Source organism: Alloyangia pacifica (assembly GCF_003111685.1).
Classification (GTDB): domain Bacteria; phylum Pseudomonadota; class Alphaproteobacteria; order Rhodobacterales; family Rhodobacteraceae; genus Salipiger; species Salipiger pacificus_A.
The window spans coordinates 2,392,343-2,406,335 of the sequence record NZ_CP022189.1 but is presented as its reverse complement, the minus strand read 5'-3'; the positions used below and the strand labels follow the sequence as shown (position 1 = coordinate 2,406,335).

The window sequence follows — 13,993 nt, the reverse complement described above, 5'->3', positions numbered from 1 at the left end:
GACGCCACCAGCTCGGCGCCATAGGCCAGAATCCGGTCGGCAATGGCCGGTAATGGTCGCAATCACCCGCGCCAAGACTTCCGGTATTCAGTCACGGGACGGCCCGCGCCCTTGCCCGTGCGGCGCTCGCGGCTCTCAATCGTGCCCTCCGCTTCCATGTCGAGCAGCGCGGCTTCACGCTCAGGGCCTTTCAGGATTTTGCTCTTCCGCCGCAGCGCGTCCCTGCTCAGCCATTCTCCCCGAGCGAGGCGAAGGAAGACTTTCAGAAGCTCGCGCTTGGCGTCGATCTGCCCGTGCGCCGGTCTGGTCGTCTTCGTTTCGGCGAGCGCGGCGAGATCGCGCATGGATCGGCGCACCACGGCCATTGCCGCCGCGACGTGCTCTTGCCGCATCTCGACGGGCTCGAATGTCTCCCGTGGATCGGTCGCCCGCTCGCCGAGCGCGATCAGCCCGGCCACGGAAACGACGTGCTGCATGGCTCGCGCCCACAGGACGCGGTCGGGATCGCGCGTGTCTTGCGTGTGTCCCTCGGCCACGTCCTGCCAGCGCTCCAGCGCCGTGAGGGCGCCGTCGTCGGGGATGATCGGCAGCACCTCGCGCGGGCATCCCTCAACCGGCTGCAGGGCGCTTCCCACGTTGAGTCCAGGCATCCGCGTCAGGGGCGCAAAGAGCCTCCCCAGACGGGCGACTCCCTCTTCCACGTCCTTCGGTATCACCTTGATACGCGCCTGCCGTACCGGCTTCAGCGGCGCCACCTCGGGGCCGGACAAGAAAATCTTGCGATTCAAGAATCCGCCGCCCACGTCCGAGACGGCCAGCGCGTCCGAAGGGTCTTCCGCGCAGGTGCCGAAGGCGGCAAGGCACGGACCCTCCACCGGCCCGAGCTGGTCGCGCTTGTTCTTCACCGGCGTTGCGGTCAGCGTCCCGAACGGGTTCGCGAAAGCCGCCATGGCCCAATCGAGGATGGCCTTGCTGATCGGGTCTTTCCCGCTGGCCACGGCAAGCAGCATCTTCGCGTATTCGTCGATCATCAGCACCACGGCGCTATGCTGGTTTTCCAGCATCTCGCGATGCCCGCCCTCCTTGCTGCCGAACCTGTCGAACGGAGTCGCGCCGCCCATTCTGGTCGCGAGGGCCGAGACGGTCGCCCGCAGCTCTTCCTTGCCGGTGCCGGTGCCCATCCTGAGCAGGATGTCGAGATTGAGCGCCGACGGTCCTTGCGGCCAGACCACGGCGGCGCGGTTCGCCACGCCAGCCGATAGCGCGGCCAGCGCCGTGAACACGCATACCTCGCGCGGCAGGATGCGCCGCGAGCGTCCCGCAACCCATGCCGCCAGTTCGCCGACCATGCCGGGGATCTCGGGGATCTCGGCGAGCTGCGCTGTCTGGCTCTCGCGCTCTTCCATGAAGATCGCAAGCAGCGCCTCGATTGTGTCGAGATCATCGGGCGGGCCGTCGGGGTAGAACTGCAGCAGCTCGGCGGACTCGTGCTCGGTCAGTTCGTGCGCCTCGCCGAACCTGTCGGTGAGGGTGAAGATCTCGCCCGCGTAATCCTCCTCTATCACCTCGGGAGCCAGCGTCTCGCGGCGCTTTTCCAGCTCGCGCCGGATGGTCGCGGGCGTCGGCGCGGCGTAGCGCTCGGGGATGCCCTTGCCGAGTTCCTTCATCGCCTCGGCGATGTCGATCTCTGCGCCGTAAAGGTCGAACACGACAAGGTCGAGCGCGTCATGAGCACGGGTGCCGAACACTTCGACGTCGAGGCAGAGCGGGTCATTCTGGTGATGCGAGCACATGCGCGGGATGCCGTCGGCGCCGGTCAGCACCACGACGCCGGGACTGCCGCTCTTCGAGTAGGGCGAAAGCCAGCGATCCCCGCCGCGCCATTCATAGCCGAGCAGAGGCAGGATTTCGTCAATCGGCTTGAGCTTGCCGCGCAGGGCGTTCGCGGCCTTGTTGCTGCCCTTGCCCTTCGGGACGGCGGCAACGGCCTCCCTGCGCTTCCTGACGCGGTCCTGTGCTTCCTCTAAGGCGGATGAGGGATCGAGGTGCGGGCCGTCTACATGCAACGTCCTCGCCTCGCTCAGGCGCTCAGCCGGGCAGGCAGGGGAATAGAAGAATGATCCGCATCCGGTCTTGCCGGTGTCGAGCACGTCGGAGATCCCGAGCCGGTCGGCGAGGATCAACATCATCTCCTTGTCGGTCTCGACATCCGAGATCTGCACCAGCTCGGCGAACGGCAGGGCGATGCGGTAACGCGGCGCCTCGGACGTGTGCCGGAAGGTCGTGTAAAGCACAGATCGGCAGTTGAGCCGTGCTGCCATCACGTCCGGGCTATGCGGCTGCCGCCCGTCCTTCTGCTGTTCGACATCGAACACTGCCGCCGAGCGCTCGACTCCTTTCTCGTTTCGGCGGTAATTGCCCTTGAACCTGACGGGCGAATATCCCGAACCGCCCGCCTTGTCCTGTCGGGCGGTGTGGGCGGCGCCGTTTATCCGGACGGCGCCCCATGTGCCTCTAGGGGCGTTCTCGCTGGTCTGCAGGGTGCCTTGAAACTCGACTGTCTGAAGCGTGGCCTTGGCCATCAGTGGCTTCCTCTTGCGTCAGGACCACCGCTTGCGGCATGATGTAGAGGCCTCATGCAAGCAGTAGTCCATCAGATTGCATCTATACGGCCCGAGCGGAGTCCCCTGCTCGGGTCGTGCCAGTTTCGGGGGGTGCAATTGTCGCTTAGTCGGCATATCCTTTCCGCAGGGTTGGACGTCAGCTCGCCTGTCCATTGCTAAGCGGGCGAGGTCTGACGGCCTCGCCCGTTCGCCTTCATGAGAACGGATCGGGCTCTAGCTCGGGCGCGGCGCCGAGTTCGTCGAGCACGGCGCGGATCTCGGCGAGTCCGGAATTGATCAGGCGGGGAATATGGCGGTCATATGCGGCCCGCATTTCCGGCCACTCTTCCGAATACTCGACTTCCTGCAGGTCTTCGTAGTGCAGGCCACCAGAACATTCCCCGGTCGGAACATCTTGGATGGCCTGCCCAAAATCCTGCCAGAGCGCTTCAACCTCTGGCGTGTCTCTCGCCCACCAGAGACTTTCCGCAAGGTCGGTGCAGGTGGCATAGTCATAGATGCTCCCGAAAGGCAGGCGCAGAGACTCCGCATCTGCAACCGACTTCCTCAGGCGCTCGATATTCTTCGCCCTTTCTCTTTCGCGGCCCGCTGCAATCTCGGCATCGTTCGGCCTTCCGTGCAGAAGGGCCAAGGCACTATCCAAGGAACCGCCGAACATCGCGTTGAAATTAGCCTTGGCCTTGTCGAGCATGGCAAGGCGTGCACTCGCGGACTTCGACTTTCCGAGCGCGTCGATATCGAGCAGAGCGCACATGACAAAACTGAGATCGCGAAGGTCATCCCTGAGTTGCAGCGCCTCGCGCATGACTTCGACGGCCTCGCCGCTGAGACGGGCGGGCTTTGCCTCAGATGTCCCTCTGAAAGCAATGTGCAGCACTGACGAAAGCGCCCTCTTGATGTGTCTTGCCAGATCTTCCGCCGTCATAACTTCGATGTTGCCGAGCTTCTTGGGTCCGTGCTTCGTTGCCCTACGCGAGCATTGCACCTGCTTGCGCTTGACGCTCAGGCTGATCCCGGCTGACGTCATGACGTCGCCTGAGGGCAGGACATGTACCAGAGCTTTGAACCTGCGGCCTGCCCGTGGGTCATAGGAAGCCACAAGCGCCTCATTGGTGTTGAGGCTGAAAGAGCGGACATAATCCGGGATACCGACGGCGTGCGGCGCTCTCTGCCGCAGCTCGGCATGGTAAGCGTCTACCTGCGCTAGGGCAGCTTTGATCTTCGGGTGTTCGTGCATGGTTATTCCTCTTCCGGTGATGTGATCTGAGCGCCGTTGCGGGCTTTCTGCAGGGCTTCGAGGGTCAGCGCGTGCAGCGTGTCGATGTCCTCTTGCGTGGTGCAGAGCGTATCTGCCGCGCTCTGCGCATCGCCGATCAGGGCGTCCCGCTCGGCGTCTTCCTCGCTCATGACGGGTGCGTCAAAGTTGGGTTGCATGTCAGTCCCTCCAGATTGCCGCGCATGAGTTTCCCGGCCCCGAACGGCGCGGACGCTCGGGGCGGTGCCTTTGGGACATGTCCCAAAGGAGTTCAGGATGTCGGGATGTAGTTAAGTTGGCGCGATACCGAGCTTGTGCTCTAGCTCGCCGAGCGTGTTCTCATGCCCGGGCAACTCGGTCAGCCATTTGTGCAGGTCAGCCACGCGATAGCGCGGCGAGCGTCCTGCGCGGACGTAGTGCGGCCCACGGTTCGAGCTGCGGTAATTCCGCAGGGTCGAGGGCTGCATCGGATAGCCGCAGTCGTCGAGATATTCGGCGGCTTCGTCTTCCGTCAGTAGCTTGTGCGGCGGGTGCGTCATGGGTGTTCCTCCTTTCGATGGAATCACCCTAGCGCCATCCTCGCGACAGTAAGGAGCCTTTCTGTCAGATACTTTTTCCGAGCCCTTGGCGAATGGTCGAGGCGGACGGAATCCCGTCAAGTTCCATCGCCAGCAAGGCACGACGAACCCGCACCGCGCGGTGCGTCTTGTCCTTGATGTGCGCCGGTCGAGATGCATCAAGCTGCAGGATGAGCGGCCAGAGCGGCGAGGCCGGACGCCCGCCCGTCTTGCCTGCATCGGCGGCAACGGCCCGAGCGGCGATACCGTCGCCCTCGGCGCCGATATCGCGCTGCTCGGCGTAGAGGATCGCCAGAGCCTCGCGCAACTCGGGATGCTGGGTGCAGGCCTCGGCCACCACGGCACGTGCCCACAGGGCCGGATTTCCGGCCCGTAGGGCGTCCTTGTCGGGCCCGGGCAGCTTACCCATGCAGCGGCACCACATTGCCATCAGCGCCGCGCAGGATGTCCCGCAGGACGGTATCCCAGCGAGCCGCCACGGTGCGCAGAGCGGCGGTGCGCTGCGACAGTGAATAGACCGCTTCGAGCCCGTGCGGCTTGTGCAAAAGGTATGAGTCGATGTCGGCGCGGCTCAGGTCCGGGGCGGCATCGCCGAGCAAGGTTGCGTAACTTCTTCTCAGGTCGTGCGGCGTCCAATCGGTCACGCCGCTCAGCTTCATCAGCTTGGCTTGGCACGTGCTGTCATTCATGGTCCGGGGCGGCTGCACAGGATCGCCAAGCTGTTCGAGCGCGAGGGCGGTCAGCGGCATGACCCACGCAACGCGGCTCTTGTTGCCTTCGGCATCGCTAGGGACGTGAAAGGCGCCGTCCTTGACGGTGTAACCGCTCATCACCTTGAGCAGCGAGGCGCGGACAGGGCAGGCGGTCAGGATGCGGATTCCGCGTCCATACTCGGCGAGCTTGTGCGAGGCATCCCAGACCGCCCGCAGCTCTTCGCGGCTCAAGTACCGCTCGCGCTTCATGCTGGTCTTGGGGGTCTTGAGCAGCCGCGCCGGGTTGCCGTCAATCAGACCCTCATCAAGCGCGGCGTCGAGCACCCGCCCGAGCAGGCCATAGGTTTTCTTCTGGGTCGTGCCTGCGAACTCGCCGAGTCCGGCCCGCAGCTTCCGGCAGGCGGCAAGGTCGATGTCACCAACGCCGAGATCCGCGCCGAGCATCCGCTTGAGCCGGTCGGCGGTGACCTTCTCAGAGCGCACGCTCTCGGGCGTCGGGGTGCGCCTCTGGTCGGTCAGGTGGCCTGCCTCGAACTTGGTAAGGTAGAGGTCGAGGAAGCCGCCGAGCGGCGTCCTGCGGGCTGCCTCGGCGGCATCCTCTGCCGCCTTCCTCTCGGCCTCGATGCGGGCAAGCTCGGCCTCTGCCTCGGCGCGGTCTGCCTCGGCCTCTGCCTCTAGGACAGGATCATGACCGGCCCGGAACCGTGCCCGGGTCCGCTCTGCCGCCTTGCGGGCCTCAGAGGCGGGCAACAGCTTGGCATCGCCGAGCACGACGGCGCGGCGCTGGCCGGACCCGGCCACACGCCCGCGATAGACGTATGAGGCGGCGCCTCGCGTCAGGCGCAGGACATAGCCTGTAAGGTCCGAGTCCTTGATGACCAGCTCGCGGCAGCCCTCGGGCAGCTCGGTTTCCCGGAAGGTCTTGGCGCCGATGCGGGCTGTAATGGTTTCGGTCTTCATGGTCGATTCCTGCGGTGACACTGCGGTGACATTCAAGCTGATAGTTGACTGACATCCGACTGACAGTCAACTAGCGCTTAACTGGCATTTATCCTTTATTTGCAGGGTATAGGCTGGGGATTCCTCAATCTGGCGCGGTGACATTCGGGCAGCTTTGGGGACTTAAAATCCCTAGCCGCATGGCGTGCCGGTTCGAGTCCGGCCGCGGGTACCAACTCTGGATGGCGAAACACCGCTCCGCCACGACGTCTCGACGCGACGGCCTCTACACGCATCTTCAAACGACTCCGCGCGCCGCGTGCTGCAGCGGCGCGCGTGTCCAGAGGTCTGGCTGGGTCAGTTGCCGATCAGGGCCTTGATCCGGGCGGCCTTCTGGTTGTGGTTTTCGCTGGTGCTGATGATCGACAGGGCGTTGCCCATTTGCTGCCCGGTCATCTTGGCGACCTCTTCGGGCGATACATATTCCTCGATCAGCGCAATCTGCTCCTCAGAGAAGGTCATCGGCTCTGACCCTTCGCCGCTGGCGATGAACTCGATCTGGGTGCGCTTTTCGGCGTCGGAGTCCGTGCCGTTGGCGGCGGCAAAGGCCGCCTCCACCTGATCATCGTTCAACATCGAGACATCGACTCCCGGTGCGTATCGATTGATCGCGCTGGCCTGTTCCGCTGTCGCGTCGGCGAGAGCTGCGCCGGCGGTGATGCCGGAAATCAGAAGGGCTGCAACAAGACGTTTCATGGAAACCTTCCTTTCAAGAAGCATGACTGTGCTCTCGGGCGCAGTCGATGAGATGATCCAACCCGCCCGGCGGATGCCGGACTGCGGGCACTCGATACGGTACCGGCGGACGCGCCCCAAACCCTCGTGGCAGAGCGCAGGCATGCTGCGCACTCCCCAGTGGCTAACGTAAGGTAAGGCGCGCTGCGGGCAATTCTAGACGTGCTCACCGGGCTCTCACAATCTGTGCCGGGGCGGTCGGGCTGGGGATGCAGGTCCTGGGGCACCCGGCATCCGGAAGACCGCGCATTCGCCGGTCATTGCGACATTAGATGACGCCGGTGGACGCGGCGGTCGGGCGCCCGGAGCCATCACACGTCTGCCCAATGCGGACCCGCGAGAGCAAGGCGCGCCTCGATATGCATATGGCGCAAGTATATCGGCTTCAGTCATGCTTGGGCACATATCTGCCCTGCCTTGCGGATCTCCGTCTGGCCGCAACTGCCGAGTCTTGGGTAGAAGTGCGCAAAACATCCTCACGCCAACCGTGACAAGTCGCAGGAGCACTGAACATGAACGCCCGCGCCCGCATCGGCTTCGCCGATCTTCGCCCAAAGAGGATGAGCGCCGAGGATGCGGCCGCGCAGATCCACGACGGCATGACCATCGGCATGAGCGGGTTCACCGGCTCGGGCTATCCTAAATCGGTGCCGGTGGCGCTGGCGGCGCAGATCGAGGGGGCGCATGCGGCGGGGGAACCGTTCCGGGTGAAGGTCTTGACCGGCGCGTCCACCGGCCCCGAACTCGACGGCGCGCTGGCCAAGGCGAATGGCATCGAGTTCCGGCTGCCCTACAACTCTGATCCGATCGCCCGCGAGCAGATCAACTCGGGCAAGATGAACTACGTCGACATGCACCTCAGCCAAGTCGCGCCGGTGGTCTGGGAAGGCTTCCTTGGCAAGCTCGACATGGCGGTGGTTGAAGTCTCGGGGATCACGGCCGACGGGGCGCTGGTCCCCTCGTCCTCGATCGGCAACAACAAGACTTGGCTCGATCAGGCCGAGAAGGTGATCCTCGAGGTCAACCACTGGCAGAGCCCCGCGCTCGACGGGATGCATGACATCTACTACGGGACGGCGCTGCCGCCGAACCGCGTGCCGATCCCGCTGGTGCGCCCGGACGACCGGATCGGCCAGACCCATTTCCGCATCGACCCGTCGAAGGTGGTCGCGGTGGTCGAAACCGAGGCGCCGGATCGCAACCTGCCCTTTGCCAAGCCCGACGCGGTGGCCGAGGCCATCGCCGGGCACCTGCTGGAATTCCTCGCTCACGAGGTCGCGCGCGGGCGCCTGCCGCCGAGCCTGCTGCCGCTGCAGTCGGGTGTCGGCAACGTCACCAACGCGGTGCTGTCGGGGCTGATGGAGTCGCCATATCACGGCATGACCGCCTTCACCGAGGTGATACAAGACGGGATGCTGGACCTTCTGGACGCGGGCAAGGTGCGGATGGCCTCGGCCACGGCCTTTTCGCTCAGCCCCGAGGCGGCGGAGCGCTTCAATCGCGATGCCTTGCGCTACCGGGACAAGCTGATCCTGCGGCCGCAGGAGATCTCCAACCATCCCGAACTGGTGCGCCGGCTGGGCTGTATCGCGATGAACGGGCTGATCGAGGCGGATATCTACGGAAACGTCAACTCGACCCACGTCATGGGCTCGCGCATTCAGAACGGCATCGGAGGGTCGGGGGATTTCGCCCGCAACGCCTACCTTTCGATCTTCATGACCCCCTCGACCGCCAAGGGCGGCAAGATCTCGGCGATCGTGCCGCAGGTGGCGCATGTGGATCATATCTCGCAGGATGTGCAGGTGATCGTCACCGAGCATGGGCTCGCCGACCTGCGCGCGCTCGCGCCGCGCCAGCGCGCCGGGGTGATCATAGATCGCTGCGCCCACCCGGACTACGCGCCGCTGCTGCGCGACTACTACGCTCGGGCACTGCAGGGGTCCTTTGGCAAGCACGCCCCGGTGCTGCTGAACGAGGCGCTGAGCTGGCACCAGCGCTATATCGACACCGGCTCGATGACCTAAGGCTGCTTTCCGGGCGCCCGCGCTTAAGCAAAAAGCCCGGCCAAAAGGCCGGGCTCTTTCGTCTCCCGCGGGGAGGGAACTCAGATGTTCTCGGCTTGCGGCATGCCGAGCACGTGGAAGCCGCCATCGACGTGGATGATTTCGCCGGTGGTATAGGCGCCCGCATCGGAGACCAGGTAGGCGGCGGTGCCGCCCACGGCCTCGAGCGTCGCATTCGAGCGCAGTGGGGCGTTCTGCTCGGTGAACTTGTAGGTCTTGCGCGCGCCGCCGATGGCCGCCCCGGCAAGGGTCTTCATCGGGCCGGGTGAAATCGCGTTGACCCGGATGCCGTCCGGGCCGAGGTCGTTCGCCAGATAGCGGGTCGCTGATTCCAGCGCCGCCTTGGCCACGCCCATCACGTTGTAGTTCGGCACGACCTTGACCGATCCGTCGTAGGTGAGAGTGATCAGGGAGCCGCCGTTCTCGACCATCAGCGGGTGCGCGCGACGCGCCACTTCGATGAACGAGTAGCAGGAGATGTCCATCGAGTTCTTGAAGTTCGAGCGGCTGGTGTTGAGGAACCGGCCGGTCAGTTCGGACTTGTCAGAAAAGGCGATGGCATGCACCACGAAGTCGATGGTCGGCCAACGGGCACCAAGCTGCTCGAACGCCGCGTCGAGCGAGGCGTCGTCGGTGACGTCCACGTCGACCATGAAGTCCGAGCCGACGCTCTGGGCCAGCGGCTCGAGCCGCTTGCCGAAAGCATCCCCCTGGTAGGTGAAGGCGAGCTCCGCCCCCGCCTCGTGCAGCGCCTTGGCGATGCCCCATGCGATGGAGCGGTCATTTGCCACTCCCATGATCAGCCCGCGCTTGCCCTTGAGAAGCTCGCCCATGTCCGTCTCTCGCTTGTTATTCTTGATATTTGCTGAGCAGCATCGACCCGTTGGTGCCGCCGAAGCCGAAGGAGTTTGTCATCACCGTGTCGAGACCCGCGTTCTCGACGAGGCTGGTGGCAATCTCTTCGGGTTTCAGCGCCGGGTCCAGCGTCTCGACGTTGATCGACGGTGCGATGAAGTCGTTCTGCAGCATCAGCAGGCAGTAGATCGCCTCCTGCGCGCCGGTGGCGCCCTGGCTGTGGCCGGTCATCGACTTGGTCGAGGAGACCGGCGGCGTGCTGCCTTCGCCGAAGACGCGGCGCACGGCCTCGATCTCGCCGACATCGCCGACCGGGGTCGAGGTGCCATGCGCGTTGATGTAGCCGACCTTGCGGTGCTCGGGCAGGGTCTGCAGCGCGAGGCGCATGGCGCGCTCGCCGCCCTCGCCCGAGGGGGCGACCATGTCATGCCCGTCAGAGGTGGCGGCATAGCCGGTGACTTCGGCGTAGATCTTGGCGCCGCGCGCCTTGGCGTGCTCGAGTTCTTCCAGCACGACGATGCCGCCGCCAGCCGAGATAACAAAGCCGTCGCGGCCCGCGTCAAAGGCGCGCGAGGCCTTTTCGGGGGTGTCGTTGTACTTCGAGCTCATCGCGCCCATGGCGTCGAAAAGACACGACAGCGTCCAGTCGAGTTCTTCGCCGCCGCCGGCGAACATCACGTCCTGCTTGCCCATCATGATCTGCTCGGCAGCATTGCCGATGCAATGCAGCGAGGTCGAGCAGGCCGAGGTGATCGAGTAGTTGATGCCCTTGATCTTGAACGCGGTCGAGAGGTTCGCCGAGATCGTCGAGCACATGGCCTTGGGCACGGCGAACGGCCCGACGCGCTTGGTGGCGCCGGTGCTCAGCACGGTCTGATGCGCTGTCAGCAGGGCCGAGGTCGAGGGGCCACCCGAGCCGGCGACGAGGCCGGTGCGCGGGTTGACGACGTCGCCGTCCTCGAGCCCCGAGTCCGCAATCGCCTGTTGCATGGCGATATGGGCATAAGCCGCGCCCGGGCCCATGAAGCGCAGGGTCCGCTTGTCCACGTGCTCGGACACGTCGAGATCGATGGCCCCGGCGATCTGGCTGCGGAAGCCGTGTTCTTTCATCTGCTCGTTGGCGGTGATGCCCGAGCGGCCCGCCTTCAGCGAGGCGAGTACTTCTTCGGCATTGATGCCGATGGACGAAACGATGCCCAGTCCCGTGACGACGACTCGACGCATGGGAGACCTCCCTCTCAGCTCTCGGAAAGAGCGACTTTCATATCTTTGACTTGGTAGATGACCTCGCCATCCGCCTCGACGATGCCGTCCGCGACACCCATGGTGAGCCGGCGTGTCTGCACGGCCTTGGTGAAATCAACCTTGTAGGTCAGCATCTTGCGGTCCGGGCGCACCATGCCGGTCAGCTTCACCTCGCCCACGCCAAGCGCGTAGCCGCGGCCCAGCCAGCCGCGCCAGCCAAGGTTGAAGCCGGTCAGCTGCCACAGGCCGTCAAGGCCGAGGCAGCCGGGCATGATCGGGTTGCCCGGGAAGTGGCAGTCGAAGAACCACAGGTCCGGGGTAATGTCGAATTCCGCGACCACGTGCCCCTTGCCGTGCAGGCCACCATCACCCGAAATATCGGTGATGCGATCCATCATCAGCATGGGCGGCGCCGGAAGCTGCGCATTGCCCGGTCCGAAGAGCTCGCCGCGCGCGCATTTCAGAAGATCTTCCTTGCCGAAGCTGGTGGGATAATCGGCCATGCAGGCGCGCCCCTTTGTTCTTTGTGTCAGGTTGCGCCCCCTCTATCATCGCGAAACCGCGCCATGCAAGCCTGCGCATTGCGCCGTCCCCTTGCGGCGCGGACCATGCCAGCTTCGGATTTCCATTTGAAAAGGGCACCTGCGAACCATTATATACGTCTCATGGAGCTAGGGCACTGGACTGAGCTATGACGAGCGACCCCATTCAAAGAGGCAGCGACTGGTTGAGCCAGGCGGGGCTCCGGCCCACGCGGCAGCGCGTTGCGCTGGCGGCGCTGCTGGTGGGCGACGGCAAGCACCGGCACGTCACCGCCGAGAGCCTCTATGCTGCGGCCCAGGCCGAGGGTGAGGGCGTGTCTCTGGCCACGGTCTACAATACGCTGCGCGCCTTCTGCGATGCCGGGTTGATCCAAGAGGTCACGGTTGACGGCAGTCGCAGCTATTTCGACACCAACACCCGCGACCACCCGCATTTCTTCTGGGAGGACGAAGGGCATCTGACCGACGCCCCCTCGGAGGAGCTGGTGATTTCAAAGCTGCCGAGCGCGCCGGACGGGGCCGAGATCGCCTCGGTCGACGTGGTGATCCGCCTGCGCAGGAAGTAATCCGCGTTCCCGGTGACGTGTGAAGGGTGCGCCGCCCCTGTTTCTGCGGCGCTCTCCCCCGGTGTATTTGGGCCCGGCATATTTTAACGCGGTGCGTTTTGACATGGCCGCCCCTGCGGCGGACCCGAGTCATACTCCGGAACCCTGCGCGCGGCGGTGGCGTTTTTTATGGGAAACCGGAATAGGAGGTCCCCATGAGCCGCAAGCTGACCCTGCGATCCATCGAACCGATTACCCATAACGTTCACCACTTGGTCTTCGACCGGCCCGAGGGGCTCGACTTTGTGCCCGGCCAGGCGATCGACCTGGCGCTCGACCGCGATGGATGGCGCGAGGAGCGGCGTCCCTTCACCTTCACCTCGCTGCCGGGCCAGGATCGGCTGGAGTTCGTTATCAAGTCCTACCCCGAGGACGCCGAGGGCCACGACGGGGTAACCGAGCGCATCGGCCAGCTGCAGCCCGGCGACACGGTCCTCGTCGAGGAGCCTTGGGGCGCGATCGAAGACAAGGGCGACGGCGTCTTCATCGCCGGCGGTGCAGGCGTCACGCCGTTCATCGCCGTGCTGCGCAAGAAGTTGGAGGAGGCGGGCACGCTCGAGGGCAACACGCTGGTCTTTTCGAACAAGACCGAGGCTGACATCATCCTGCGCGAGAGCTTCGAGGGGATGCCGGGGCTGAAGACAGTCTTTGTGGTCACCGACGAGACAGCCAGCCCGCTGCATCGTGAGCAGATCGATGGTGAGCTTCTGGCCCAGGTGGTCACCCCGGGGCGTGACGTCTGCTATGTCTGCGGACCGGATGCGATGCTCGATGACATGTCCGCGGCGCTGCGCGGGATCGGCGTCGCCGACGGTCGCATCGTCACTGAGGAATTCGACTGACCTGCAGCGGTCGGGGCACTCAGAACCATTGCCCCGGCTCCATCAGCCCGAGGTCCAGTAGCTGCTGCGAATGCCATTCGAAGCGCGCGGAGTTGTGCCAGCGGAAGCTGGCGATCTCGGCGCTCGAGCCGGGGTTGCGCTTCAGCGCCTTGGCAGTCCGGAACGACGCGATGGCGCCCGTGAGATTGTTGTGCCAGGGGCAGGCATAGGTGTTGTATTCCTCGTCGCTGAAGGTGTGATCGTCGCGCAGCCTCAGGCTCTTGTCTGCGCGGAAGAGGGAGATGCGGTCGATCTTGCGCCGCTCCTTCGGAACGTGCTCGTCGAAGCGCCAGCGCAGCCCGCCGAAGAAATCCAGCTGCCGTTCCTTGGGGTGATCGTGGTTCGCCGGGTCCGGGCGGGCCTGCGCGTAATAACCCGAGCGGTCCAGCCAGGCGTCGTCCAGTGAGACCGCGCTCGGAGCCGCGCAAAGATCGCCGGCGTAGAGGTCGATCACGTAGGTGAGCATCGCGTCGCGTCGCTCCTCGGCGTGATAGGCCAGCATTTCGCCGATGCTGCGGGTTTCGCAAAAGGGGAAAAAGAGGAACTCGGCGTTGTAGCAATAGTACATCCAGCGCCCCGGGACCGCCCCGCCCATGCGCGAGACCGCGCGTTGCACCGCCCCGGGCGCGTGGGGATCGAAGTCGATGCGATGGGTGCGTTCGGCGACGTCGGCGGCGAGTTCCAGATGGCGCGGCATGAACATGAGAACGGGGGCGAAGCCAAGCTGCATGTGGTGGCGCGCGGTGGTGTCGACCTCGGCCTGATCCTCGCAGAAGATCATCGCCAGCGGCCGCGCGGCGGTTGCCTTGCGCAGCTCCGCCGCCTGCCGTTTCAGGAACTCGTCCAATCCGCTATACTGCATCCGCTCTTCGCCCGGCGTTTTGACCGGACAGTC

General features: G+C 64.9%; 14 protein-coding genes. 3 read left to right on the top strand and 11 right to left on the bottom strand.

Annotated features, from left to right (window positions below; translation table 11 throughout):
• Positions 1 to 62: 62 nt before the first annotated feature.
• The 7 genes from CEW88_RS11605 to CEW88_RS11570 all read right to left on the bottom strand — a co-directional run bounded on the left by CEW88_RS11605 (position 63) and on the right by CEW88_RS11570 (position 7,009).
• The gene (locus CEW88_RS11605; RefSeq protein ID WP_108966958.1) at positions 63 to 2,582 is read right to left on the bottom strand and encodes a hypothetical protein; all 2,520 of its coding nucleotides are present in this window, start codon (positions 2,580 to 2,582) and stop codon (positions 63 to 65) included.
• A gap of 235 nt (positions 2,583 to 2,817) precedes the next feature.
• Complete coding sequence (locus CEW88_RS11600) at positions 2,818 to 3,861, bottom strand: hypothetical protein (protein WP_108966957.1); 1,044 nt, start codon at positions 3,859 to 3,861, stop codon at positions 2,818 to 2,820.
• Positions 3,862 to 3,863: 2 nt separating this feature from the next.
• Entirely contained in the window at positions 3,864 to 4,058 is a 195-nt protein-coding gene (locus CEW88_RS11595) for a hypothetical protein (RefSeq protein WP_108966955.1), read from the bottom strand.
• Between the two features lie 111 nt (positions 4,059 to 4,169).
• The gene (locus CEW88_RS11590) at positions 4,170 to 4,418 is read right to left on the bottom strand and encodes a helix-turn-helix transcriptional regulator (RefSeq protein ID WP_108966953.1); all 249 of its coding nucleotides are present in this window, start codon (positions 4,416 to 4,418) and stop codon (positions 4,170 to 4,172) included.
• A gap of 64 nt (positions 4,419 to 4,482) precedes the next feature.
• Positions 4,483 to 4,866, bottom strand: a complete 384-nt coding sequence (locus CEW88_RS11585; protein WP_159099598.1) for a hypothetical protein — start codon at positions 4,864 to 4,866, stop codon at positions 4,483 to 4,485.
• Positions 4,859 to 6,130 (bottom strand): integrase arm-type DNA-binding domain-containing protein, encoded by a 1,272-nt coding sequence (locus CEW88_RS11580; protein WP_108966949.1) that lies wholly within the window; start codon positions 6,128 to 6,130, stop codon positions 4,859 to 4,861. Before CEW88_RS11580 ends, CEW88_RS11585 begins: the two co-directional genes overlap by 8 nt.
• Before the next feature lie 336 nt (positions 6,131 to 6,466).
• A complete protein-coding gene (locus CEW88_RS11570) occupies positions 6,467 to 7,009 on the bottom strand; it encodes a hypothetical protein (protein WP_159099597.1) in 543 nt (180 codons plus the stop codon).
• A 407-nt stretch (positions 7,010 to 7,416) separates the two neighbouring features.
• Here CEW88_RS11570 and CEW88_RS11565 point away from each other — a divergent pair, with 407 nt between their 5' ends.
• A complete protein-coding gene (locus CEW88_RS11565) occupies positions 7,417 to 8,931 on the top strand; it encodes an acetyl-CoA hydrolase/transferase family protein (RefSeq protein ID WP_108966946.1) in 1,515 nt (504 codons plus the stop codon).
• 80 nt (positions 8,932 to 9,011) lie between these two features.
• On the opposite strand, the gene CEW88_RS11560 is transcribed toward CEW88_RS11565, so the two are convergent.
• Genes CEW88_RS11560 through fabA form a run of 3 tightly spaced genes read right to left on the bottom strand, consistent with a single transcriptional unit; the run spans position 9,012 to position 11,573 of the window.
• Positions 9,012 to 9,803, bottom strand: a complete 792-nt coding sequence (locus tag CEW88_RS11560; protein WP_108966944.1) for an enoyl-ACP reductase FabI — start codon at positions 9,801 to 9,803, stop codon at positions 9,012 to 9,014.
• A gap of 16 nt (positions 9,804 to 9,819) precedes the next feature.
• The gene (gene fabB / locus CEW88_RS11555) at positions 9,820 to 11,049 is read right to left on the bottom strand and encodes a beta-ketoacyl-ACP synthase I (protein ID WP_108966942.1); all 1,230 of its coding nucleotides are present in this window, start codon (positions 11,047 to 11,049) and stop codon (positions 9,820 to 9,822) included.
• Between the two features lie 14 nt (positions 11,050 to 11,063).
• Positions 11,064 to 11,573 carry a bifunctional 3-hydroxydecanoyl-ACP dehydratase/trans-2-decenoyl-ACP isomerase gene (gene fabA / locus CEW88_RS11550; RefSeq protein WP_108966940.1) on the bottom strand — a complete coding sequence of 170 codons (510 nt, stop codon included), beginning with the start codon at positions 11,571 to 11,573 and terminating at the stop codon, positions 11,064 to 11,066.
• Positions 11,574 to 11,761: 188 nt separating this feature from the next.
• Here fabA and irrA point away from each other — a divergent pair, with 188 nt between their 5' ends.
• Both irrA and CEW88_RS11540 read left to right on the top strand, forming a co-directional pair.
• Positions 11,762 to 12,178 carry an iron response transcriptional regulator IrrA gene (gene irrA, locus CEW88_RS11545; RefSeq protein WP_108966938.1) on the top strand — a complete coding sequence of 139 codons (417 nt, stop codon included), beginning with the start codon at positions 11,762 to 11,764 and terminating at the stop codon, positions 12,176 to 12,178.
• Positions 12,179 to 12,372: 194 nt separating this feature from the next.
• Positions 12,373 to 13,059, top strand: coding sequence for an FAD-binding oxidoreductase (locus CEW88_RS11540; protein ID WP_108966937.1), 687 nt, complete (start codon positions 12,373 to 12,375; stop codon positions 13,057 to 13,059).
• Between the two features lie 19 nt (positions 13,060 to 13,078).
• Here the strand turns inward: CEW88_RS11540 and CEW88_RS11535 are convergent, their stop codons facing one another.
• Positions 13,079 to 13,960, bottom strand: coding sequence for a hypothetical protein (locus CEW88_RS11535; RefSeq protein ID WP_193989034.1), 882 nt, complete (start codon positions 13,958 to 13,960; stop codon positions 13,079 to 13,081).
• Positions 13,961 to 13,993: the final 33 nt, after the last annotated feature.